Annotated in this window: 24 protein-coding genes; 5 read left to right on the plus strand and 19 right to left on the minus strand. The window is 36.2% G+C overall.

The annotated features are described in order from the left end of the window. Positions 1 to 215: 215 nt before the first annotated feature. The gene (locus tag NST76_RS20045) at positions 216 to 1,019 is read left to right on the plus strand and encodes a GNAT family N-acetyltransferase (RefSeq protein WP_036128353.1); all 804 of its coding nucleotides are present in this window, start codon (positions 216 to 218) and stop codon (positions 1,017 to 1,019) included. Between the two features lie 112 nt (positions 1,020 to 1,131). Here the strand turns inward: NST76_RS20045 and NST76_RS20050 are convergent, their stop codons facing one another. Continuing rightward, positions 1,132 to 1,998 (minus strand): MurR/RpiR family transcriptional regulator, encoded by an 867-nt coding sequence (locus tag NST76_RS20050; protein ID WP_089934452.1) that lies wholly within the window; start codon positions 1,996 to 1,998, stop codon positions 1,132 to 1,134. A gap of 305 nt (positions 1,999 to 2,303) precedes the next feature. Further along, the gene (locus NST76_RS20055) at positions 2,304 to 3,533 is read right to left on the minus strand and encodes an MFS transporter (protein WP_051891771.1); all 1,230 of its coding nucleotides are present in this window, start codon (positions 3,531 to 3,533) and stop codon (positions 2,304 to 2,306) included. A 204-nt stretch (positions 3,534 to 3,737) separates the two neighbouring features. Between NST76_RS20055 and thrC the strand changes: the two genes are divergently transcribed. From thrC to NST76_RS20070, 3 genes are all read left to right on the plus strand, one after another. Continuing rightward, positions 3,738 to 4,790 carry a threonine synthase gene (gene thrC, locus NST76_RS20060; protein WP_036128358.1) on the plus strand — a complete coding sequence of 351 codons (1,053 nt, stop codon included), beginning with the start codon at positions 3,738 to 3,740 and terminating at the stop codon, positions 4,788 to 4,790. Continuing rightward, positions 4,787 to 5,686, plus strand: coding sequence for a homoserine kinase (thrB, locus tag NST76_RS20065; protein ID WP_342544387.1), 900 nt, complete (start codon positions 4,787 to 4,789; stop codon positions 5,684 to 5,686). Before thrC ends, thrB begins: the two co-directional genes overlap by 4 nt. Before the next feature lie 119 nt (positions 5,687 to 5,805). Then, complete coding sequence (locus tag NST76_RS20070) at positions 5,806 to 6,492, plus strand: MtnX-like HAD-IB family phosphatase (RefSeq protein WP_058844741.1); 687 nt, start codon at positions 5,806 to 5,808, stop codon at positions 6,490 to 6,492. Between the two features lie 48 nt (positions 6,493 to 6,540). On the opposite strand, the gene zupT is transcribed toward NST76_RS20070, so the two are convergent. From zupT to NST76_RS20110, 8 genes are all read right to left on the minus strand, one after another. Continuing rightward, positions 6,541 to 7,350 carry a zinc transporter ZupT gene (gene zupT / locus NST76_RS20075; protein WP_036128366.1) on the minus strand — a complete coding sequence of 270 codons (810 nt, stop codon included), beginning with the start codon at positions 7,348 to 7,350 and terminating at the stop codon, positions 6,541 to 6,543. A 377-nt stretch (positions 7,351 to 7,727) separates the two neighbouring features. Next, positions 7,728 to 8,336 carry a phosphatase PAP2 family protein gene (locus tag NST76_RS20080; RefSeq protein WP_342544390.1) on the minus strand — a complete coding sequence of 203 codons (609 nt, stop codon included), beginning with the start codon at positions 8,334 to 8,336 and terminating at the stop codon, positions 7,728 to 7,730. 84 nt (positions 8,337 to 8,420) lie between these two features. Beyond that, a complete protein-coding gene (locus NST76_RS20085) occupies positions 8,421 to 8,552 on the minus strand; it encodes a hypothetical protein (RefSeq protein ID WP_255358824.1) in 132 nt (43 codons plus the stop codon). A 37-nt stretch (positions 8,553 to 8,589) separates the two neighbouring features. Further along, complete coding sequence (locus NST76_RS20090) at positions 8,590 to 9,489, minus strand: hypothetical protein (protein WP_036128369.1); 900 nt, start codon at positions 9,487 to 9,489, stop codon at positions 8,590 to 8,592. 422 nt (positions 9,490 to 9,911) lie between these two features. Next, positions 9,912 to 10,523 (minus strand): response regulator transcription factor, encoded by a 612-nt coding sequence (locus tag NST76_RS20095; protein WP_244504882.1) that lies wholly within the window; start codon positions 10,521 to 10,523, stop codon positions 9,912 to 9,914. Further along, positions 10,507 to 12,753 carry an ATP-binding protein gene (locus NST76_RS20100; protein WP_051891772.1) on the minus strand — a complete coding sequence of 749 codons (2,247 nt, stop codon included), beginning with the start codon at positions 12,751 to 12,753 and terminating at the stop codon, positions 10,507 to 10,509. Before NST76_RS20100 ends, NST76_RS20095 begins: the two co-directional genes overlap by 17 nt. 47 nt (positions 12,754 to 12,800) lie before the next feature. Continuing rightward, positions 12,801 to 12,959, minus strand: coding sequence for a competence pheromone ComX (comX, locus tag NST76_RS20105; protein ID WP_036128375.1), 159 nt, complete (start codon positions 12,957 to 12,959; stop codon positions 12,801 to 12,803). A 12-nt stretch (positions 12,960 to 12,971) separates the two neighbouring features. Beyond that, positions 12,972 to 13,874, minus strand: coding sequence for a polyprenyl synthetase family protein (locus NST76_RS20110; RefSeq protein ID WP_036128377.1), 903 nt, complete (start codon positions 13,872 to 13,874; stop codon positions 12,972 to 12,974). A 587-nt stretch (positions 13,875 to 14,461) separates the two neighbouring features. Between NST76_RS20110 and NST76_RS20115 the strand changes: the two genes are divergently transcribed. Continuing rightward, positions 14,462 to 15,001, plus strand: a complete 540-nt coding sequence (locus tag NST76_RS20115; RefSeq protein ID WP_036128391.1) for a hypothetical protein — start codon at positions 14,462 to 14,464, stop codon at positions 14,999 to 15,001. Between the two features lie 91 nt (positions 15,002 to 15,092). On the opposite strand, the gene NST76_RS20120 is transcribed toward NST76_RS20115, so the two are convergent. The 9 genes from NST76_RS20120 to NST76_RS20160 all read right to left on the minus strand — a co-directional run bounded on the left by NST76_RS20120 (position 15,093) and on the right by NST76_RS20160 (position 23,633). Beyond that, the gene (locus NST76_RS20120; RefSeq protein WP_036128393.1) at positions 15,093 to 15,407 is read right to left on the minus strand and encodes an antibiotic biosynthesis monooxygenase; all 315 of its coding nucleotides are present in this window, start codon (positions 15,405 to 15,407) and stop codon (positions 15,093 to 15,095) included. 1 nt (position 15,408) lies between these two features. Continuing rightward, the gene (locus NST76_RS20125) at positions 15,409 to 16,434 is read right to left on the minus strand and encodes a siderophore ABC transporter substrate-binding protein (RefSeq protein ID WP_036128395.1); all 1,026 of its coding nucleotides are present in this window, start codon (positions 16,432 to 16,434) and stop codon (positions 15,409 to 15,411) included. Positions 16,435 to 16,500: 66 nt separating this feature from the next. Continuing rightward, the gene (locus NST76_RS20130; protein WP_036128397.1) at positions 16,501 to 17,262 is read right to left on the minus strand and encodes an ABC transporter ATP-binding protein; all 762 of its coding nucleotides are present in this window, start codon (positions 17,260 to 17,262) and stop codon (positions 16,501 to 16,503) included. Continuing rightward, positions 17,259 to 18,212, minus strand: coding sequence for an iron chelate uptake ABC transporter family permease subunit (locus NST76_RS20135; RefSeq protein WP_036128399.1), 954 nt, complete (start codon positions 18,210 to 18,212; stop codon positions 17,259 to 17,261). The genes NST76_RS20130 and NST76_RS20135 overlap by 4 nt, the downstream gene beginning before the upstream one ends. Then, positions 18,205 to 19,155 carry an ABC transporter permease gene (locus NST76_RS20140; RefSeq protein ID WP_036128401.1) on the minus strand — a complete coding sequence of 317 codons (951 nt, stop codon included), beginning with the start codon at positions 19,153 to 19,155 and terminating at the stop codon, positions 18,205 to 18,207. The genes NST76_RS20135 and NST76_RS20140 overlap by 8 nt, the downstream gene beginning before the upstream one ends. Before the next feature lie 285 nt (positions 19,156 to 19,440). Beyond that, complete coding sequence (locus NST76_RS20145; RefSeq protein ID WP_036128403.1) at positions 19,441 to 20,493, minus strand: membrane protein; 1,053 nt, start codon at positions 20,491 to 20,493, stop codon at positions 19,441 to 19,443. Between the two features lie 42 nt (positions 20,494 to 20,535). Beyond that, positions 20,536 to 21,642 (minus strand): o-succinylbenzoate synthase, encoded by a 1,107-nt coding sequence (gene menC, locus NST76_RS20150; RefSeq protein ID WP_342535129.1) that lies wholly within the window; start codon positions 21,640 to 21,642, stop codon positions 20,536 to 20,538. A 21-nt stretch (positions 21,643 to 21,663) separates the two neighbouring features. Further along, positions 21,664 to 22,488, minus strand: coding sequence for a GNAT family N-acetyltransferase (locus NST76_RS20155; RefSeq protein WP_058844744.1), 825 nt, complete (start codon positions 22,486 to 22,488; stop codon positions 21,664 to 21,666). Continuing rightward, on the minus strand, positions 22,488 to 23,633 hold the full coding sequence (locus tag NST76_RS20160) for a M20 peptidase aminoacylase family protein (RefSeq protein ID WP_036128409.1): 1,146 nt from the start codon (positions 23,631 to 23,633) through the stop codon (positions 22,488 to 22,490). The genes NST76_RS20155 and NST76_RS20160 overlap by 1 nt, the downstream gene beginning before the upstream one ends. Positions 23,634 to 23,660 lie beyond the last annotated feature (27 nt).

Consider the following 23,660-nt stretch of genomic DNA (forward strand, 5'->3'; position numbering starts at 1 on the left):
ATGTTGCTATATAACTTCTATTGGGTCTACACACTCCTATAATACTCTCTATTTTTACCAACCTATTTTTAACATTTAATAGTAAAAATGCATCTTTTTAAAAAAATAATTAGTTTATATAGATATTTAGTTGGGTTTTCATATTTAAGTCATCGTAATTTTATGCTATCATCAGATAGTCTATATTTTTGGATATTCAGGAAATGGGGATTACGATGACAAAGAAGATGGAAAAAAAGTACATTCCTTTAGCAAACTATTTTGAAGTAGCTTTACAACAAGAGATCACTTTATCCTTTAGTGAATTAGAAAACATTATGGGACAAGTATTACCAAACGCCGCCTACTTAAATAAGAGCTGGTGGAAAAAAACTAAGCCCCCTCTCTCACACTATTTATCTTGGACCAATGCAGGTTATTATGTTATTGATGTTAAATTAGGGACAAGCGTAACTTTCTCACGTTCGCAAATGAAGCCAACTGAAAGCAGTACTTCTAACAATGAGGAAAGCCCATCTGCATACATAATTCGAGGGATTGAAGCATCCGATGCTAGATCATTCATTCATTTACAAGAGGAAATCTTTCAGCAAACTGACTTCATGTATAATGTTCAAAATGAAGTAGATCTAACGGTCCAACAACTTCGTAAAAATTTAGCCTATTGGAAACAGCTAAAAAACCGCACAATACTACTCTGTGTATTAAATGGCATTTTTGCAGGCTATGCAGTCATTCATGGGTATAAACAATCGAAAGCTAGACATGTTGCTTCTGTTCGCTTAGCAGTAAAGGAAGAACATCAACAAAAGGGCATTGGCTCTGCACTGATGAACGCTGTTGAAAATTGGTCTAAACAGCGAGACATTTCTCGTCTAGAGTTAACGGTGATGGAACATAATAATGTAGCATTACACCTTTTTACAAAACTAGGGTTTCAACAAGAAGGCATCCGACAAAATGCCATTAAATTAAATGATACGTATGTGAATGAATATAGCTTAAGTAAAATTCTATAATTCATTTTTCCTAGATGTCTAAATCATATTTGGACATCTTTTTTTATAGTGAATTTCATAAAAACACGCATAGACCTGTGTATGAGTACACACCATCTATGCGTTGCCTACATTAAAAAACCTGCTTCTCTCTAGCAGCATCTAAGAATAACACATTACTTTCAACTTGCTCATAGGATTGCTGATATTTTTCATATTGTCCCTTATCTTGACTCATCATTTCCTCTAACAAGGCATGCAAAAAGGAAAATAAGACTGGTGCAATGTTTAGTGAAGAATGCTTTTTTGTGCCAAGAGCAAATAATGCACTGGCATATTCTCGGATAGGGGAAAATGTAGACCCTGTAATCGCAATAATCTTTACTTTCTTCATCTTGGCAATTTCAACAATCGTCTTCATATCCTTCATCTGTTTATCAAAGGATAGCACAATGAATGTCGTATGTTCGCCCATACTATTCATTTGATTAACGAGATCATCCGAGTCTAAGCGAAGCTGCTTAATATTAGAACGTAATGTTTTTAATGTGTTGGCTAACCAATTGGCGACATATGCATTGTGACGAGTACCAAGAATATAGATATGATCTGCCTCATGCATCCATTTCGAGCTTTTTTGAATTTGCTGATCGTTAATCAATTGAATCGTTTCTTGAATATTTTGGCTATCTTGTTGCATGATCTTACCAAAGCTAGAATTAGTTAATTTTTTTACTGTATATGTAGGTTGTAGATTTACCCCTTCATTTTGAGACATCATATATTCTCTAATTTCCTCTTGCAATTCTACATATCCTGATAAATCCATGGCATAACAAAAACGAATTACTGTAGATTCACTTACATTCGCCAGCCTGCCAACCTCTGCTGCTCCATTAGCAATAACTGTAGTGGGATTATCCATCACAAATTGTGCTACTTTACGCTGCCCCTTTGACAGCCTTACAAACCTTTTCTTTATATCCTCATGAATACTCATTCCTAACAACCTTTCTTTCAATGACCTTATCACGAACGGGAGATTGTTTCCTACTGACTCAAAATTCGATTAAAAATACAGTATCACGATTACAATTTGAATACAATGACTTTTCTGAAAAATCTTTAACACATTAACCTGCTAATAGAACAATTTGATTTACCTTTTTATATTGATTTGTCATTTTAACAAATAAATTCGTAAAATTGAATAAAAATTAATAAATACTTATTTTTATGTATTTCACTAGCGAATATAAACAAAAAAGTCCTGGATTCATTACTCTGATCCAGAACTTTTTATTTTTATTCTAATTCAAGCTGCTTTGTTTCCCTTCCAAGGAAGATGACACCCACCACGCCTATAATGATAGCACCACAGAAAATGGCAAAGATAAAGCCTATATCATAGCCTGCCGTTAATAAAAAACCAACGAGCAATGGACCAAAAATACCTCCGATTCGCCCAACAGCTGCCGCCATGCCAGCACCTGTGCCGCGAATAATAGCTGGATATTGCTCAGGTGTATAGGCATATAATGCACCCCATGCCCCTAAGTTAAAGAAGGATAAAAACATCCCTGAAATTAACAATACGGCAAGTGTATCTGCATTCCCAAAAACGAAAGCACTTCCAGCAGTACCAATTAGATAGGAAACAAGGACAAATTTACGGCCGAACTTTTCTATAAACCAAGCTGCTGTAAAATAACCTGGCAATTGAGCTAATGTCATGATTAGAACATATTTAAAGCTTGTAATCATATCAAAGCCCTTTCCAACCATTACACTTGGCAGCCATAAAAACATGCCATAATAGGAGAATACAACTGTAAACCATAATAGCCACAACATAAACGTAGAACGTGCGTACTTCTTCGACCAAACTTCTTTCATATTTTGGCCAATACTGCGTTTTTTGGATTCTTCCTTCACCGTAAATTGTGGTGAGTCTGGCAAATGCCAACGAAGATAAATAGCATAAAAGGCTGGAAGAGCTGTTAATATAAGGGCCACTCTCCATCCCCAAGTAGGGATAACGAAATATGAAATAAGTGCAGCAATTAACCATCCTGCCGCCCAAAAGCTTTCTAATAAGACAACTACACGCCCTCTTTCCTTGGCCGCTACACTTTCAGATACTAATGTTGAAGCTACAGGTAATTCTCCCCCTAGCCCCATACCTACTAAAAAGCGTAAAATTAAAAATGCAGTTAATGTAGTTGTAAAAGCGGATAGTCCACTTGCAATAGAAAATAGGACCAGAGTCCACATAAAAATTTGCTTTCGCCCTACTTTATCAGCAAAAACACCAAAGAAAAGTGCTCCTACAGCCATCCCGATTGAATTAACACTACCTATCCAGCCAGATTGACTTGGTGATAGTCCCCATTCAGCTGCCAATGCCGCAATGACGAAGGATAATATACCAACATCCATGGCATCGAAAAGCCAACCTACCCCCGCTACACCTAAAAGTTTATTTCTAGAAATGGATTGCTGAGGTTTATTTGTTACTACTGTATTTGTTGTCATCCCAACCACCTGTCTTTACACTTGACTTTACATTACAAGATTACTATACAGTTGTTTCAAGAAAGTGACAAGTAAAATTCAAATTACCGAATTGTTTCGACAATTAATGAAATGCTATTGAAATAATAGTACGATTTGCGTTAAAATGTCTTTTATACAAAAACAACTGTTCTTCCTATAAGAACAAAAGGAGATCGTATCGTTATGTGGAAAGGCCTTATTGAAGAATATAAACAATTTTTACCCGTAACTGAAAACACACCTGCTTTAACTTTAAACGAAGGCAATACGCCTCTTATACATTTAGTGAATTTATCTAAGAAACTAGGCATTGAGCTTTACGGAAAAATTGAAGGTGCAAACCCGACAGGCTCATTTAAAGACCGAGGGATGGTATTTGCCGTTGCAAAGGCTATTGAAGATGGGAGTCAATGCGTTATTTGTGCCTCTACAGGAAATACTTCTGCAGCTGCGGCAGCTTATGCAACACGCGCTGGTATTCAATCCATCGTTGTTATTCCGAAAGGAAAAGTCGCTCTTGGTAAACTTGCTCAAGCTACCATGTATGGTGCAAAAATCATCGAAATTGACGGTAACTTTGATGATGCCCTTAATATTGTTCGCCAAGTAAGTGAAACGACTCCTGTCGCACTTGTAAACTCTGTGAACCCATACCGTATTGAAGGTCAAAAAACGGCATCCTTTGAGATTGTAGATGGCTTAGGTACAGCACCTGATTATTTGTGTATTCCAGTAGGTAACGCAGGAAATATTACTGCATACTGGAAAGGCTTTAAAGAATACCATGCAGCGAAAAATTGCGGTCTACCAAAAATGTATGGCTTTGAGGCTGAAGGTGCCGCAGCTATCGTCAAAGGAGAACCTATTGCTAATCCTGAGACAGTGGCAACAGCCATCCGAATTGGTAACCCTGCTAGTTGGAAATTGGCAGAAGCAGCTCGTGATGAATCTGGCGGTATCATTGATTCTGTTACAGATGAAGAAATTGTAGCTGCCTATAAATTAATCGCAAGTACAGAAGGTATTTTCGTTGAGCCTGGCTCTGCTGCTTCTTTAGCAGGTGTTATTAAGTCAGTTGAAAACGGAAAAATACCACAGGGTGCAAAAGTTGTCACAATCTTCACTGGGAACGGACTAAAAGATCCTGATACAGCTATGAACGTTTCTACTGTAGAAGTAGTGTCCCTTAAAAATGATGAAGAAGAAATTCGTGCATATATCGAGGGTGTACTATGAGTAAAGTGTGGCAAATCTCAGTTCCTGGAAGCACGGCCAACCTAGGGCCAGGCTTTGATTCGATAGGACTCGGCTTGTCCCTTTACTTAAAGCTTACCGTTACTTTACAAGATCAATGGAATATTATCCATCTCGATGATAATGGTCCTAAAGAGTTTGAGCTTGAAGAACACTTACTATACATCATTGCTAAAAAAATTGCAGATCAATATGATCAGCAACTACCTGCTTGTCGTGTCGAGATGACTAGTGAACTTCCATTAGCACGTGGCCTTGGAAGCAGTGCAGCTGTGATTGTGGCAGGTATTGAACTTGCTAACCAAGTATGTGAACTTGGTTTAACTGTTCAAGATAAGCTCAATCTCTCCTCACAGATTGAAGGACATCCAGACAATGCAACCGCTTCTGTTTTAGGGGGATTAACCATTTCCTCAATGGATGACAACGGAATTGTCGATACATTTCATATCAATGATATCGAGGCATCATTTGTGGTATACGTACCAGATGTTGAGCTCAAAACGAGCGAATCTCGTTCTGTTTTACCAGAACAACTAAATCGCGCCTATGCTGTTCGTGCTTCTGCAAATGCGAATATGTTAGCAGCTTCCTTAATGGCACGTGATTTCGAGCGTGCTGGTCATTATATGGAGGCTGATTTATTCCATGAACCGTTTCGTGCAAAGCTAATTCCTGCCTATGCAGAAATTCGTACTGCTGCAAAAGCTAACGGTGCATACGGTACCGCTCTAAGTGGCGCTGGGCCAACGTTGATTTCCATTATTCCTTCTGCTATTGCTACTGACTTTGTTCAGTTAATGACAAAGCAATTCCCAGAGCATCAAGTAATTTTAACAAAAGCGGATGAACATGGTGTGCAAGTCCATAAGCAATAAATGTTTGAAACGTCTACTACCCTAGTAGGCGTTTTTTTGAAAGCAAGTACTTATAAAACTAATATGATAGAAGTATAGAAAAGGATATTTTATACGTGCTTTTCTAAGGAGGGACTATCTTGAAACCAATTATATTCTGTGATTTCGATGGCACGATAACAGAAACTGATAATATCTTTTCATTAATGACTGAATTTGTACGAGAGGATTCTGAAAAAATTGCTAAAGCCATGATGGAACAAACCATTTCATTTAAAGATGGGCTTTCTGCTATGTTTCATCTACTTTCTACTCAACAAAAAGATGAAGTAATTCAATATCTTATGGATTCAGCAGTAATTCGTGAGGGCTTTGGGGATTTTGTTCGCTATGCTCAAGACCATAACATACCATTTTATATTGTAAGCGGTGGCGTTGATTTTTTCATTGAGCCTCTAGTTGAAAAATATGGTCCTTTTTCGGGCATCTACTGTAATAAAGCCGATTTTTCAGGTGAACAAATAGAACTAATCTATCCAAATAACTGTGACGAGGAATGTGTTAAATATAGCACACAAGGTTGCGGTTGCTGTAAACCTAGCGTGATGCGGAAGGTTGCAGAGGAGGATCATTTTAAAATTGTGATTGGTGACTCTCTTTCTGATTTTGAGGCAGCTAAACTAGCAAATATTGTTCTTGCTAGAGATCATCTCGTTCAGCGCTGTGAGGAGCTTCATATTCCATATAAACCTTTTACTACATTTCATGATTGTCTAAATAGTGTACAAGAGCTTGTGGAATCAAAAAAGGCTGTTCCTACAATATAGAAAAATAACAAGGGAGCCACTTTAAATGACTCCCTTTTCCTATTTTAATTATGCTAATAATACTAAGCTAATGGCCATGACAGCCATTCCCCCTACTAGACCATACATGGATAAATGTGTTTCATCGTATCTTTGCGCTGCAGGTAATAATTCATCTAATGAAATAAAAACCATAATGCCTGCAACACCAGCAAACACGATGCCAAACATTACATCTGTTAAAAAGGGCATAAGGAGCAAAAATGCTACTAGTGCACCGACAGGCTCTGCTAATCCTGATAAAAAAGATAACTTAAAAGCTTTTCGACGATTGCCCGTTGCAAAGAAAATAGGGACTGATACAGCAATGCCTTCTGGAATATTATGAATGGCTACTGCAATAGCAATAGCAATCCCCACATTTGGGTCATTAATAGCTGACATAAATGTAGCAATGCCCTCAGGAAAATTATGAATGCCAATAGCGAGAGCTGTAAAAATACCCATCTTCATCAAATGCTCTTCATTGACCTGAGGCTTCACTGCATTCACATCTTCAACTAGCTTTACTTCGTGAGGATTAGTAGCCTTAGGAATAAATTTATCTATTAAAGCAATAAATAACATCCCGCCAAAAAATCCGAGAATTGTCATCCAATAGCCATTTGTTGTGCCTAATGCGTCGGTTAAAGCATCTTTCGCTTTAACAAAAATTTCTACAAGGGATACATATATCATGACCCCTGCTGAAAAGCCCAATGCAAATGATAAAAATTTTGTATTTGTTCTTGATGTAAAAAAGGCGATTAAACTACCTACACCTGTTGCAAGTCCGGCAAAAAGAGTCAACCCTAGTGCCAGTAAAACATTTCCGTCCATTCCCTTCTTCCTTTTCTCTTTTTATTATTGTACTCATCTTAACTTAGAAGTTTCCTATACGCAATTCTTTTTTATAAGGTAAATATCATTCTTTACAATAGGGAAATCATGCTCATTCATTAGTATATAAAAAACCGTGAGCACATTCTTTCTGAGAGAGTCACTGCCTCCCGTTTCATCTACTTCTACATAGAAGATAATCAAATATAGCAAAGACAGAGACATTTTGCTTATCTTGCTGTCACGACTGTGATGTTGTGGGGAATTTAAAGAAATGCTTATAAAAAGGACCGAAACATGTAAAAAGGAATCGAGATTAAATTTCTCGATTCCTTTTGTAGACAGTATCAGTTCATCCTGATACTATTTATACTTTTTTATTTATGGTTTGATTGAAACGATTTTTTACGATGTTCATACCAGATGACACAGATGATAAACCAAGTATATCCCATACTCCAACCTGCAAGCACATCCGTAGCAAAGTGTCGAGCTCCTGCAATACGTGATAATCCAATGAGTACCATTAGAATTATTGCACCTAGCCACAGCACAATTTTACGACCTTTACTATTATTCTCGGCGAAAATATAAGCGATTGTGAATAAGTACAGAATACCCGTCATAGCATGTCCAGATGGAAAGCTAAAGGATGTCAGTTGGTTCTCCAATTCAGGACGTGGTCTTTGGATCCATTTTTTTAGTAATTGATTCAAAACATTGCCCGCTGCAAAAGTTAACACTACAAATAGCATGGCTCGATAATTTTTTACCTTCCAAGCTAAATACACCATTAAGACTACTGCGACAGCGACAACAAATTTAGGCTCTCCTATATAATGAAAGATCTCTATAAATCGATTACCAAAAAAGATCTCCGCCATCTTTGCGTCAAATGTATTCATGAACTCGCTTTGATAAGTAGCTCTTACTACGAAAAATACAATTAGCGTTAAAATTGCTAATGGATATGCCCATTTTTTCATTCTTTCACCTCAAAAACATTCATGCTATGATCTTCACATCATAACATAAATAAGTCTATTCTGAGCGAAATATAGACTCTCGTTTTAAGAAAGGTAAGCACGTTCGTATTCTTGATAAACATGGATGGATGCTTCTTCAGGTTTGTTAAAATAATCGGAAATAGCCAATGCAATAATAAACAAAATGGCTACTATAGGTAGTATTTTTCTAAACATCCTAAACACTCCCTTATCCTTTTTTGTTCCACTTCGTTTACTTGATTAACACAGGATCAAATAGCCAATCTTTTGGGCCAAAGTTTGAATCCTTTTCTCCTCTAACTTCACGAGAAATACCATTTTTTATAATCGTTTCTCTAAATCTTTTACTGAACAAAGTCTTTCTATAAAGATATCTTCCATCGTGACTACATTCAGCTGAGTAAAATACATCGCCTTTTAAGTGCTTTAAATCTTCATGCTCATAGGTATCAGGACCATTAATCACGCCATTTAAGCCGCAGCTACATGGAGGTTGTTCCGTTGCAAAATATAATTTTACTCTATCCTTGCTACATTCAGGCAGCACTTGCACAGGAATAATTTGATAAGCTAGTTGCTTTCCTTCTTCAGGTCCTTGATGGATAACCTCTAAAAGTTCAAAGCCTTCTAAATTTTCCTTTTTCATGAGTGATGCTAGTGCCTCAGAAGCAACCCAATAACCATTTACATGGACTAAATGGCGATCCTTCATTTGTGTAGTATCAATGACTATAGGTGATAACTGCTCTTTATCCATTAGACCACAGTATTTACAGTGTGTGCTTAAAGAAAATAATGTCCCTTTGTCCTCTAAGAACATTTCTGGTGAATTACCTGTTGAATTTAAAGTAAATAATGGTGCCCGTTCATATTCCATATCTGAAAATTCAAAGTAAAAACGTTCTCCTATTGAAACAATACCAAATTCGCGTTCTAATGATTTATATAAAGCTGTTACCTGTTCGTATGTTACATCTTCATTTAATGTAAAAATAGGATTAAACTTTGTTTTTAAATTTCTTTTTCTAATTTCAGGCGCACCAATCGCAATACCATGACGATTATAAACGTTAATAACTTGATCTTGACTAGTTTCATCTACGGAAAACAAATTTTCAAGTTCTACTTTCACAATACACGCCTACCTTTATAAAGTTTTATGGTGAAGTATATTGACTAGCTAGTAACATTCTACAATCTACTAACGCTACTTTATTCATAGATAGTCAGGCTGCTTATTCTAATAAAATCTATTGTCTATTACTCACTAAAGCAAATCTACTTAACCACCGTTAATTTAAGCGTACCAGTACTTACACCGTCTTTTCAACTTCGGGTTTACGCCAATTTTTTGGCGTGATTCAAGTGAAAATCTGGCGTGATTTGGCGGTCATAAAAAACACCGCCACTTTTTTGGCGGTGTTCCTAGTATTTTATAGGTTATTTCTCATATAAATATGGTTTTATTTTACTAAGGTAATATTTAGGATAGTAAACTCCCAGAAAGCTCCCTTTTTATTGAAAAATATACCAAGAGTATAGCATAGAAATAGTTTAGAGTAAATTCATTCTTTCAGCTAGATTTACAGCCTCTGTTCGTGAATCTACATTGAGCAGAGAAAAGAGTTGTGTCAAATATCTCTCAGTTGTTCGCTGAGGAATGTTTAATTCAATCGCGATGGCTTTATTTGTATGGCCCTCCGCAATCAATCTTAAAATTTTCTTTTCCTTTTCATTTAAATGAATATCTTTTGCATCTTGCAGTTTAAATTTATCATCCAAAAAATCCAAGAAATTTTTAGGTAAAACAATTTCTCCGTTTGCAATGGCTCTCACCGTTCGTAAAATTTGCTCTTTAGAGGCCGTTTTAGCTAAAATGCCTTCTATTTTTCTTTCCAAAATAAGCGGGTAATAATCCGTGATATCATCACCTGTATAGAGGATAACTGCAGCATTTGACTGAAAAGCTTTAATATTACGGGCTAAGTTAATGCCATTTTCGAGTGGCATATTGATATCAATCAAATAGATATCATATGGCTTATTTTTTATTCTTTGAATAACACAAGTAGCATCGCTTTCCGTATCAATGATAATATCATCATTCTCTTGAAATAAGTTTTTAGTTCCCTCTAATACTATTGGGTGATCATCCACTATGAGCATCGTAATCAAGTGTTTCACTCCCTTCTTTCACTATTATTCTAATAGACATCCCTTTGTTTATGTGAGCGTCAATATAAAATTGCCCATTAAATGCTTTTACACGCTCCTGCATACCTCGAATACCCATAGACTCTGCTACAATAATATCCTCCACGTTACAGCCTACACCATCATCATTATAAATGATTTCAAAGCCATCATTCATCTCATTTAAATGGATTTCAACGGATGCGGCATAGGAATGCTTTAACGCATTATTCAGTAGTTCTTGAAACAATCGATAAATCATTAAATTCATGCGCTCATCCTCTAAATAAAGACGATCGATTGTATAAATGAGCACAAAGTTAGCTCTTTCTTGAACTTTTCGAATTAACTTTTCTAATGCAGCATTTAAACCTAAAGTATCCAATAAAGGAGGCTTTAGATTTTCACAATAGCTCCGCAATTCATATAAAGAGATAAGCATTTGTTTATGAATTTTAGCAAGTTGCTCTTGAATATCCGATGTATTCTTTGCATTAACAAGGACATCCACTTCTCGTGCAATATGGAGTTGCTCTTGTAAATTGGTGTCATGTAACTCTTGAGCTAACTGGTATTTTTCTTCTTCAAACCTTAACCATAATAGCTTATTTAGCCATGGTAACTGACCATCGTCAGCCTGTTTCATATGCTTTAGTTCCTCTATCAGTTCTTCCACCATCTTTGTATTTTCAATAAAATTATTTACATACAATAGGAGCAATTCAAGCCATAAAAGCTCCTCATCTTTTAAATGGATCGTATTATTATGCCCCAACACTAATGCTCTTTTATAATGTGCGTCTTGATGGAGAAAGGCTACATAAACTTTGTCTATCTTTCTTATTTCTCCTAATCTCAACTCTTCCACAGTATCAGGATGAATCGTAAAACTTTCTCCAGCCATCGTTAAGAATTCATTCGTAACATAGTTATATGTTATGACAAAAACATCCTCTAACTCAAGATGCATAGAAACTTCATAAGCAAATTTCTCTAAAAGCTCGTCGATTTTAATGGTTTTACCAATTTTATCTACAGCAGTATATAGTTGATGAATATAGTCACCTTTTGTAGAAAATAGTATTTTCCGTTTTCGATAATCAACCTTTTCTTTTACGTAAAAGAGAATTACTAATGATGAAAATGTAAAAAGTGCTACTCCTGACATGACAGTCATAGTTAAATACTGTCCTGCAATAAAATACAGTCCCATAGTAATCCATAACGTAAAGCTTAAAGAGAATATGACATAATAGCGTAATCTTGTAATATGATACTCAATATCAAATAGCCTTTCCGTTAGTTGTGTAAAGATAAAGCTAAAAGGTATAAGCAATAAAAATAATGAGCAAATTTCAGCTGAAAGAATGTACGTATGAAAAAGAATTTGTGGAAGTGCATACAAAAAAAGAAATGGTAGAAACGGTATTAATATACTATTTAATAAAATTTTCAACTGTGGTGAGCTGTATTTGAAATAGCTTATTAGTAAAATACTAAGGATAATCACAAGGAGAAGAAGAAACATGGCTAATACTATATTGGAAAGAATATCGTTAGCAGCAGGATAAATAGTGCCTGTAAAACCTAGTATAAAAGCGATTATGGGGAAAACATAAAAGAGTTTGATATTATCCATAAATACCCAATTCGCTTTCACAAATAAAAAGTAATTTCTTAAAAAATGTAATAATAGGACTAAACATAACACCATACTACTACGATTGACGATAATACCGATCGCATCTAACCTACCAGAGACACCACTGCTCACATATGCTAATGAAACATTTAACATAAAAAGAATAAGTAAGTCTGCTAACTTTGAATTCCTTTGCTTGGAATGTAAATAAAACGCAATGAATAACGTCAAAAAATAATAACACGCCGGAACAAAAAATATATATAAAAATTGCTGAGGAATATCTAAGTGTCTAATATGTATGTTTATTAAACTTCCACTTGGCTTCATAACTGTTAAATCATTAGCTGATAATATTTTGGATTTATACTTCAGCTGATTTAAATGGTCAATTGGACGTTCATCTACCTTTACAATAACATCACCAATGGCTATATTTTGACTGTCCGCCCAGTCTTTATAATCAAGTTGAGTTACTACCCACTGACCATTTTCTTTTTCTACCTCAATATCAATATATGGCGCGCTATAATTCACATAATTTAAATAAAAGCCAATCATTAAATAGAGAATTATAGCTGGCCAAAATAATTTACTACGCAATGTTTTTAGTTCCAAACATCACTTTCTGCAATCATCTCTCCGCTAAATGCTTCTAGAATTGCTTTTTGTTCAACAGGTGAAACTCCAATTAATGAGGCTTTTTGTTCTTTTAATAGTCCAACTAGGCTAGGATTTTGTTCTAAATACTGGATTACATTAATCATACTAATCTCTCCTCATTTCATTAATTCTTGCAGATATATTTTACCTAATTCGTTTATCTCTACATTTTCAAGGTAATTCAAGGCTTTAAACTTGTAAACATTTTTTATTGTGATGGCATAGCGTATTGCCCCACTATTTGTCAACTCATTTTCTGTTGCATTTTGATCTAAAACTGTAACTATATCATCATTATAATAGCTGGCAACAGAATTTGAAATATCATTTTTCTTGGTTAAAAGGTAGATAATAGGCAATGAATATTTTTTGTTTAGCAGGTCATTTTTAGGGCCCCACACTTTCAAGCCTTGTATATCATTTTTAATTTGCTGGATAATACCTATGTATTTCCCATACTCCTCTACTTCTTTAGAAACTTCCCCTTTTGCAAGTACTTCGCCGATCAAACAGCCCATTGCTGTTAAAGAGCCAGATTTCTGAGTTATCATTTGTACATAGGATTCTTCATCGCGGCAATTATTTAGTAAATCTAGTTGTTGACCATTTATACTTTGTAACGCGTATTTCTCAAGTAGTCTTATAGCAACTTGTTTATGCTCAAAGGAAGTGTCATCGATTGCTTTAGAAGCCATGATCAGCATTGCTAAGGCAACGTTTAATGATAACTCAGGTGTTTTACTCCAAATATAGTCTGAATCCTTATCCTGTATATCATCAATAATATCAAAGGAAAGTATTAAAAGTTCAATTGCCGCAGCTACTTTATAGATATCTTCATTTACTCCGTCAGAAAATGCTTCGTAATGCCAAAAGCATAACTTACCAAAGGAAAAACCTCTGGTTGTTTTTTCTTCTTTAAAGCTTTTTAACAGTAATTGTAGCTCATGTCCCAGTAATGTCTCATTTTCTATAAGAATGTCTAATGATTCATTAATACGTTCATCTAAACCGTTCAATAGTCCTCTCTCCTCTCTAGCATATTACTAGATATTATATAGATTAGTGGGAATTAATACTAGTAACATAATTAGGTAAGCCATATAAAAGCATTAATTCTTTTTTAGAGATAGAGACCGCCAAAAAATGGCGTTATTCATGCAAACCACGCCAGATTTTTGCTAATAATTACTAAAAAAATGGCGGTAGAGAACTAAGCACCGCCACTAAAGTGGCGTAAACTTACCCTTGAAATGGCGTTCTAACAGATGTTACGCTTATAGTAACTCGAGGATTAGTAATTTTAGCTATAGCAAGATTTTTATCCTGCTCAATATACTACTGCTATGTAAAACAAATGAAAGTACTGGTAAATGACTATCTGTACTGTCTAATACATATTTAATTTACAAATAAGGGGATCAGGACTTACGGTTTGAAATAAATATTATTTTCTGTATGTTTATTTCTGTCCTAATTACCTAATATACCAATTAACGGAATTTGATATTACTACAATATCTGTATTATTAGAACAAAAGATTTTATAGCAATAAATTAAACATTAGTGAACAATAAATTCTTTTGTACTGGGAGTGATTTAATATTGAAAAATGCATTAAATGAAACTATTTTCATACTTACGGCTACTTTTTCATGTAATATCTCTGTCTCAGCTGAAGAAATTACAATTAAACAGCCTACAATTGATCAACATCGAATGGAGCAAGTCATTATTCAATCCGAGTTAAAAGCTTATCAAGAAACTTTAGCAGCATATCAAGGTATTTCAACCGTATCAAATCTTATTAGTGATATTCCTGGATTTGAGGATACATTCCAACAAAAAAGGGATCTTTATATGGAGCAGCATGGCATTATAAGAGTTTCGACCGAAAGTTTATCCAGTATGGCATCTGTCAATCCTTTTACCTTTGGATTAAACCTAGATTCACCTTCTGTCTATATGACACCACAATACACCATCATCAATGCTAGAGGGCTAGAAATGGAGACGACGACTCAAGATCATTTTGATGAGCAAGGAAATACAAGCATTTCAGGATTGTCCATCAATGAAAGCACGATATCCTTTAATATGGATTCAACATTTAGTGGGTGGCGAAAAACATCAATCAAACATTAAAATATAGTTAAGCAGGTCACCATCATCAATGTGACCTGCTTTTATATGTATTAAAAAAGGTGCCTCAATCTCTTGAGACACCTTAAGGCTATTAACCTTTTACATAATAAACTTCTTGTCCACTTTCAATGATATGATCAGGCTTTGGCTTTCCTGCGCTTGCCTTGTGGCCGGCAATATGCTCAGGGCTCTTCTCCCAATTTTTCCATGCTTCTTCTGATTCCCAGCGAACCATCACTAGCACTTCCTCATCACCGCGGCGAACTTTCTTTACAAGAACCTGTTTATCAATATAACCAGGTTGTTGTTCAAGTAATGATGGACTGTTTGGCTTAGCACCAAAGCGTTCCACAACCTTATCCGAATTACCTTCCGTCACAACGATACGTTTAATTTGTACAAACATATTAGTTAAACGCCTTTAACACATCTTCAGCTTTTTGTGTTTCTGATTGTAAACCGCCACCTGAAAGGTACCAAACTTCCGGATCCAAGTAGAATACTTTACTGTTTTTCACAGCATTTGTTGCACTTACGATTTCGTTTTCAATTGCTGCTTTTGTACCTGACTCACCGTTTTCATTTACAACAGCGTCACGGTCAATAACGAATAAAATATCTGGGTTTTTCTCACGTACGAACTCAAAGCTTGCATTATCACCATGAGACTCAATTTTAAATCCGCCAGCTTCAGCTACAGCTTTTACACCATATACATCATGAATCACACCGAAACGTGAACCAGGACCAAATACAGATAATGAACCTTCACTACCTAAAACGATTAATGCTTTTTCTTCTGTTGCAGTTGCTTTTGCTTTTACTTCTTCTACTTTTGCTTCATAGGCAGCAATTGCATCTGCTGCTTCTTTTTCTTTACCAAAGATTTTACCTGCTAATTCTGTATTAGCTTTGAATGACTCTAAGAAGTTATTGTTATCTACACCAACGTATACAGTAGGTGCAATTTTAGATAATTCAGCATAAGCTGCTGATGCACGACCAGAGATGAAAATAATATCAGGGTTGATTTCAGATAGTTTTTCATAATCAGGTTCGAATAATGTACCTGCATTTACATAAGTGCTATCTTTATATTTGCTTAAGTAAGCTGGTAATGAATCTTGTACTACAGCAGTAGGATTAACACCTAAAGCATCTAATGTATCTAGGAAACCATTATCAAAAACGACAACTTTTTCTGGCATTTTATCAAGTTTTACTTCTTCAAATGTAGTAGTGCTATCACGACCTTCAACTGTGCTTCCAGGAATTGTTAGTGGGTATACTGATGATTCTTCATTTTGTTCTTCAGCCGGTTTGTCAGTTGAAGTCCCTTTATCTTCTTCTTTTGCTTCGTCTTTTGAACCGCAAGCAGCTAATACTAATAGCATCATTGCCATTAATACCGTAAGTAATTTCCATTTTTTCATTGTAAAATTCTCCTTTAAATAATTTATTTGATAGTCAATTGATGGTTGATCCATCGATAACTATTTTTACGAATTAAAATAAACACAAATTCGACAGCCATCCTGTTCTTGAACAGGGATATCCATATCATAGATTTCCTTCAATGCATCTGAGTTAATAATGTCATTTGTAGGACCGTTTTTAACTACACGGCCATCTTTCAATGCCACGATATTATCAGAATAAACAGAGGCAAAATTAATATCATGTAATACGATGACCACTGTTTTCCCTAACTCATCAACAAGTTTACGTAAAATCTTCATAATCTGGACAGAATGCTTCATATCTAAATTATTCAATGGCTCGTCCAGTAAGATATACTCTGTATCCTGCGCAATAACCATTGCAATAAAAGCACGCTGACGTTGACCGCCTGATAGTTCATCTAAATAACTTTGTTGCATATCTTCTAAATTCATGTAGCGAATAGCTTCGTCCACTTTTTCTTCATCTTCAGGCTTTAGGTTTCCTTTTGAATAAGGGAAACGACCAAAGGATACAAGCTCACGAATGGTTAGACGGACATTCATAAAGTTTGATTGCTTTAATATCGAGACACGCTTGGCAAAATCATCTGATTTCCAACGACGTACATCTGCTTTATCGAGTAGTACTTCGCCAGTATCTGCATTCAGTAAACGGCTTACCATTGAAAGTAGCGTGGACTTCCCTGCACCATTCGGTCCAATAAAAGATGTGATTTTTCCTGAAACAATGTCAACACTTACATCTTGAACGACAGGCTTTTTCCCAAAAAACTTCGTAATTTCTTTGACTTGAATCATCCTGCTGACCTACTTTCTCTTAATAATAAGTAGATGAAGTAAACCCCACCCACAAAATTAATAATGACACTAAGTGTAGTACTGAAACCAAATACACGTTCAACCATCCATTGTCCACCGATTAAAGCAATAATACTCATGACACAGGAGCCAGTAATCAAAATAGAATGCTTGTATGTTTTGAAATACTGATACGATAAATTTGCAACAATTAAACCAAAGAATGTGATCGGCCCAACGAGCGCCGTCGAAACGGCAATCAAGATCGAAGCTAAAATCAACATACGTTGTACCAACTTATCGTAAGGTACACCTAAATTAATCGCTGTATCTCGTCCCAAGGACATCACGTCTAATTGATTCATGTGGCGAGCACCATATGCAAACGTTATTAAAATGATAACACCTGCTAGCCAAACTAAATCTGAATTGACATTATTAAAGCTTGCAAACATTTTACTTTGTAAACCTAAAAACTCATTAGGATCGATTAATACTTGGAAGAACGTCGTAATACTTCCTAAAAACGTACCAACAATCATTCCGACAAGCAGTAAAAAATAAATCGGTCGCTTTCCTTCTTTAAATAATACTCGGTAAAAAATTAAAGCGAATATAATCATCACTACAATAGCAAGCGTGAAATTATAGTAAATATTAATGACTAATATAGATGTAGAGCCAAAGAAAAAGTAGATGAATGTTTGAATCAACATATATAAAGCATCTAATCCCATGACACTTGGCGTTAAAATACGATTATGGGTAATTGTCTGGAAAACTACTGTTGAATAGGCAATAGCTATACCTGTTAACGACATCGCTACTACCTTTATGACACGACGTGGAAAAGCATAATGATAGTTACCATTTAGTGCCCAAAATAAATACAATAAAATGGCTATTACGGCAAGACCTAGTAAAATGAACATTTTTGTACGATTACGCATATGCTCTCCCCCTAAACAACATGAATAGGAAGATGGCACTTCCAATTACACCAACAGTCATACTAATTGGTATTTCATAAGGGAAAATCAGTACACGTCCCAAGATATCGCAGAATAATAAAAATGACATACCAAGTAATGCTGTATGTGGCAAGGTTTTTGCCAAATTATCACCTTTAAACAGTGAAATTATGTTTGGAATAATCAAACCAAGGAAAGGAATGACACCGACTGTTAACACCACTGTTGTGGAGATAAGGGCTACCAACACTAAGCCTAAATTCACCACAAATTTATAGGATAGACCAAGATTTTTTGCAAAATCCTCTCCCATCCCAGCTACAGTAAAACGATTTGCGTAAATGTAAGCTAAAATGAGTACTGGTACACTTATGTATAACAGTTCGTAACGGCCTTTCATGATTAATGAGAAATCTCCTTGTAACCATGCAGAAATGTTCTGGATAATATTCGCCTTGTACGCAAAGAATGTTGTAACTGAGGACAAAATATTTCCATACATTAAGCCAATAAGCGGTATAAAAATCGCATCTTTAAACTTAATTCGGTTTAATATTTGCATAAATAGTAATGTGCCGGCTAAAGCAAATATGAAAGCGAAGGAAATTTTTTGAAAATACGTGACATTCGTAAAGAACATCATGGAAATCAATACACCCAACCGCGTGGCATCTAATGTACCAGCTGTTGTTGGCGATACGAACTTATTCCTACTTAAGCTTTGCATAATTAAACCAGCAATACTCATACCTGCACCTGCTAGCAAAATAGCAACAAGTCTAGGTACACGACTAATTAAAAATAGTCTAGCTTCTTCTGATTGAAAGTCTAATAGGTCGCTAGGCTTAATATCTATTACTCCGATAAATAGCGACACAATAGACAGCACAATCGTTGCTGTTAAAAGATATCTTATTTTCATAGTAATCCCCGGTAGATTTCATTTTTGTGTGTAATTCACTTTCTAGTGAAAATGATTATCATTACTCACGTTTCCCATTATAAGCATGATTTTATTGTCAGTCAACCAACAATTGAGAATTATTCTCGTTTTATTGAGTATTAACTAAAAAACGTGTCTAATAAACAAAATATCAGTAAGTTCGCTAAACTCTACAACTGAAATAATTCACTATTTCTACAAATTTTTTATCCAAACAAAAAGGTAATTGAGAACAAAAGCTATCTCTCAATTACCATTTTTATATTAAATAATCTTCCTCGTACCCCTTAACCACGCAGAAACAATAAATATAATTAACACCAAACCTACATAGCCCATGACTGCATACAGCTTTGCGACTAGTGTCGTGAAGCCTACAAGACTCGCTAGAAATCCGAGACCACCTATAAAAATAACCGCTACTCTAAAGCTAGCTTTACTAGGCTCGAAAAATCTTACCATGAAAGAATAGAGCATTCCTACGGCCGTATTATAAATCATCCCCAAAAGGGAAATTGCCATTAAAAGGCCCACTATAGGATGAATTTCATTCGCTAAGGCTAGCATTGGAATATCTAGTCCAACAATGATATTCATTTTTGCTAGAAGGGAAAAATTAACAAGTAAAATTAAAGCGCCTAACAAAATGCCACCAATTATGCCACCCATGCCAGCAACTTTGGCATTGCGTATAGAACCACACATAACCGTTAGTAAAGAAAAGCTAACCCCTACATTGAATGACATATACAGTAAGGCCGTCACCCACCAACTGTTTGCACTTACTTGAACCTGTTGGGCAATAACTGCCTGCTCTACAAAGGTAAGGTCCATCGTTGCTATAGCATAGATTGCGATAATAGAGACAATTGTTAGTAGATAGGGTGTGGCAAGGGCAATGATATTAATAATGCTTTTGACATCCATCATGACCGTAGCTACTGTAAGTAAAATCATACAAATACTCCCTAGCCAAATAGGTAGTCCAAACATTTGCTGAAATGTTGCACCCGCACCAGCAAACATAATCACGGCTACACCAAATAAAAAGAGAGATAATACAAAATCCAACACAAAGCCAATCGTATTCCCTGAAATTTGATAAATCAAATCCTTATGTGAGGCTGTGCGGAGTCTTGAGCTCACTTGAGCAATACACATGCCAACAATAGAGAAGCCAACCATGGCTAACAGCGCACCATATACGCCTTGAAAGCCATAGCTTGTAAAATAGAGGACAATTTCCTGTCCTGATGCAAATCCAGCTCCAACGATGATTCCTACATAGGCCCCACCGACTTGCAAGCTTTTTTTCAATCAGTTCTCTCCTTGTTTTTCCTTTATTGACTTACTAATGCTTTATTGATAGACCTCTGTACTAATCGTTAACTTATCAATAATAGTCATATTAGGCGCATACCCAATACCAACTGACTGCGACACCTCAATATAACCATCTTTCACTACTACTTCAGGAACAATTATATCTTCATACCAATAATGACTAGAACCTGCAGTATCACCAGGTAAAATAAAATGACTAAGCGATGTTAAGGCAATATTATGTGCTCGTCCGATCCCTGCTTCTAACATACCACCACACCAAACTGGAATTCGTTTCACTTTACATAAATCATGGATTCGTTTCGCTTCTGTTAAACCACCTACTCGTCCAATCTTGATGTTAATAACACCACAGCTCCCAAGCTCAATCGCTCGTCTGGCATCCTCAAAAGATGTGATACTTTCATCTAAACAAATAGGCGTTTTTAACTTTTTCTGTAATGTTGCATGATCGACAATATCATCCGTAGCTAATGGTTGTTCAATCATTAATAAACGAAAGTCATCCAGCTGCTGAAGTATATTTATATCCTCTAATGTATAAGCAGAGTTTGCATCCACCATCAAAGGTAAGTCTGGTAGTTCCGCACGGATTGCTCGTACTACCTCAACATCATAGCCAGGCTTTATTTTTATTTTCACCCTTTTGTAACCCTTTTCAATATGACTTTTTATTACCTCTATTAATTGCGCAGTGGAAGGCTGGATACCTACACTGACTCCGACTTCAATACGCTGCTTTTGGCCACCTAATGCCTGTGCAAGTGATTGCTTCGTTAGTTGAGCATAGATGTCCCAGACAGCACCCTCTATCGAAGCCTTCGCCATACAATTTCGACGAATAGGGGCAAATAAGGAATTGACCTCATCTGGATGCCCAATCTCTTTATGTAACAAGATGGGTATCAAAAAATCCTGTAGCATATGCCATGTGGTCTTTAATGTCTCTTCTGTATACCAAGGTGCTACAAAAGCAACGGTTTCTCCCCATCCTGTAATTCCTGACTCATCTCTTGCTTCTACTAATAACAGCTCTTTTTCATCGACTGTGCCAAAGCTCGTTGTAAATGGTGTTTTCATGGGCATTTTTAAGTGCCTTAACGTTATCTTTTCTACTCTCACGATATTCACTCCTTATCCTTATTATAAGGCTAATAAGGAGCGTCTGACTAACAGATAGCTATGAACATATTCTGGGTGCTTCTTCATACGTACAATGGCATAATCTTGATTAAATAATGTAGTTAAGATTGTGCGTATTTTATAACGCCAATCCTCTGCAAGTTTTGGACTCTCTACTTTCATTTTCTGTAAAGATTGTGGAATTGGTAAGAGATAGGCATCCTTGTAAAAGGACTGCTCCATCTGAAATGCATTTTCCACATCAAGCGCAGGTAAGCCATCGACGGTTAATGTCCACGGTACAATCTCCCCCGCTATTTCTTCTAATTCATCAAGGCTATCTGTCATTTGGTCACGCTCGATCCACCATTCAACGACTAACCTATCTGAAGGTAGTCCTTCATTAAAATCATCCTGGAGCGGGCCATAGTAATCATTTTCATATTGATAGCTAGTGGCATTTAGTTTTAGAAACGCTAGATTAGCTAAACGTACTTCTAACGGTTCAATTAACCAACGGACAAGCTGAAAACCATGTTCTTTTGCATATTCTTGTTGCGCGTGCTTCAATAATTCAGCTACACCTTGTTCACGATATGCTTTTTCTACACCAATCATGTGCGAATGTAAGTACATTTCGCCATCTTGATAACCCACGAAGCAATAGTTAAAGCCAATTAGCTTTTCTCCTAAATATGCCCCTACTATTAACCCACCATTTTGTACAGCTGCTAGTAATTGATGGGAGGGAATTGCTTGGCTACCCCATATTTCTGCATTCAATTTTTGGACCTCTGCAATTTCTACCGGTGTCATTACTTTCTGTATACGCACTTGCTCTAACATTATGCTGACGCCTCCTTTGTCTGCCCTGAATCCAATGCTAGCAGTACTGCCCTCGTTAGAATTTCAACTCCCGTGACAAGTCTTGCTTGTTTAAATTTCATTTTTGGATGATGCAATCCCGGTGTAAGACCACAGCCCAAGCCAAGCATCGTTGTTTTTAAATGTGGTCGTTGCACAGCATAGTGATGAAAATCTTCTCCACCAGGTGTATGAACTGGCTTTCTTAAATTCGATAATCCCACAGCCTGTATAATGGCCTGCTCCATCATGTATTGTGCACTTGTGTCGACTTCAGCAGCTACAATATTCGCAACAGTGCGTAATTCAATCTGCACCTTATGCAAGATTTTAGAGGAATCTATAACGCGCTTTACCCCTTGTGCTAAATCATCCATTACATTATTTTGCTGGGCACGAATATCAATCGTAAACGATGCATTACCAGGAATAATATTGCCTGAATCTCCACCAGCATGAAATTTCGTCATCTTAACAGACACTGGCACCATAGGATCAGTATGAATAGTTCTTAAATCTTCAATGATCGTTGCGCCTACTTCAATGGCATTAATGCCTAGGTGAGGTCTTGCAGCATGGGCATCCTCCCCTATAATCTCCCCCTCAAGCAAGCGAGAGGCACCGTGATAGAGCGCAGCACAATACGTACCATCCTCTAGCTCATGGACAGGTCGTACATGAACACCAAATAAATAATCTAAGTCATCAATAACACCTTCCTCTAAAACAGATAACGCTCCAGTTCCCTTTTCTTCTGCCGGTTGGAAAATAACACGAATTGTACCATTAAATGATTGCTGTAAGTCTTTTAAAAGTAATAGCGTACCAATGGCCATCGTCATATGTCCGTCATGACCGCAGGAATGATTTGCACGGAAATGACCATCGACCTCCTGCCATAAGGCATCTATATCTGTTCTTAACCCCACTTTTGGATATCCATGGCCAACATCGACGTATAGACCTGTGGAATTTTTAAACCGTATAGGAGAAAATCCTTCCTGTGTTAATAGCTCAACTATATAATTGGTGGTTTCTACTTCATGCCAGCTAATTTCAGGATTTGCATGTAAATACGTAAAAATCTCCATTAACCTTGGCCTCAAATAATCTAACTCTTCTTTCATGGCTTCCAACCCCTTAAATTTTCATAT

Origin of the sequence: Lysinibacillus sp. FSL W7-1291, assembly GCF_038593415.1 — a bacterium.
Classification (GTDB): domain Bacteria; phylum Bacillota; class Bacilli; order Bacillales_A; family Planococcaceae; genus Lysinibacillus; species Lysinibacillus fusiformis_D.

Coding starts and splice junctions, on each gene's coding strand:
- NST76_RS20080 (WP_342544390.1), bottom strand. CDS start 8,336: ATGAAAAAATGGGCATATCCATTAGCAATTTTAACGCTAATTGTATTT.
- zupT (WP_036128366.1), bottom strand. CDS start 7,350: ATGGACGGAAATGTTTTACTGGCACTAGGGTTGACTCTTTTTGCCGGA.
- NST76_RS20050 (WP_089934452.1), bottom strand. CDS start 1,998: ATGAGTATTCATGAGGATATAAAGAAAAGGTTTGTAAGGCTGTCAAAG.
- NST76_RS20130 (WP_036128397.1), bottom strand. CDS start 17,262: ATGATTCAAGTCAAAGAAATTACGAAGTTTTTTGGGAAAAAGCCTGTC.
- NST76_RS20125 (WP_036128395.1), bottom strand. CDS start 16,434: ATGAAAAAATGGAAATTACTTACGGTATTAATGGCAATGATGCTATTA.
- NST76_RS20160 (WP_036128409.1), bottom strand. CDS start 23,633: ATGAAAGAAGAGTTAGATTATTTGAGGCCAAGGTTAATGGAGATTTTT.
- NST76_RS20140 (WP_036128401.1), bottom strand. CDS start 19,155: ATGAAAATAAGATATCTTTTAACAGCAACGATTGTGCTGTCTATTGTG.
- thrC (WP_036128358.1), top strand. CDS start 3,738: ATGTGGAAAGGCCTTATTGAAGAATATAAACAATTTTTACCCGTAACT.
- thrB (WP_342544387.1), top strand. CDS start 4,787: ATGAGTAAAGTGTGGCAAATCTCAGTTCCTGGAAGCACGGCCAACCTA.
- NST76_RS20045 (WP_036128353.1), top strand. CDS start 216: ATGACAAAGAAGATGGAAAAAAAGTACATTCCTTTAGCAAACTATTTT.
- NST76_RS20155 (WP_058844744.1), bottom strand. CDS start 22,488: ATGTTAGAGCAAGTGCGTATACAGAAAGTAATGACACCGGTAGAAATT.
- NST76_RS20095 (WP_244504882.1), bottom strand. CDS start 10,523: ATGCTCATAGTGGATGATCACCCAATAGTATTAGAGGGAACTAAAAAC.
- NST76_RS20135 (WP_036128399.1), bottom strand. CDS start 18,212: ATGCGTAATCGTACAAAAATGTTCATTTTACTAGGTCTTGCCGTAATA.
- NST76_RS20085 (WP_255358824.1), bottom strand. CDS start 8,552: ATGTTTAGAAAAATACTACCTATAGTAGCCATTTTGTTTATTATTGCA.
- NST76_RS20100 (WP_051891772.1), bottom strand. CDS start 12,753: ATGATTGGCTTTTATTTAAATTATGTGAATTATAGCGCGCCATATATT.
- NST76_RS20120 (WP_036128393.1), bottom strand. CDS start 15,407: ATGTTTGTACAAATTAAACGTATCGTTGTGACGGAAGGTAATTCGGAT.
- NST76_RS20055 (WP_051891771.1), bottom strand. CDS start 3,533: ATGACAACAAATACAGTAGTAACAAATAAACCTCAGCAATCCATTTCT.
- comX (WP_036128375.1), bottom strand. CDS start 12,959: ATGATTAATGTAATCCAGTATTTAGAACAAAATCCTAGCCTAGTTGGA.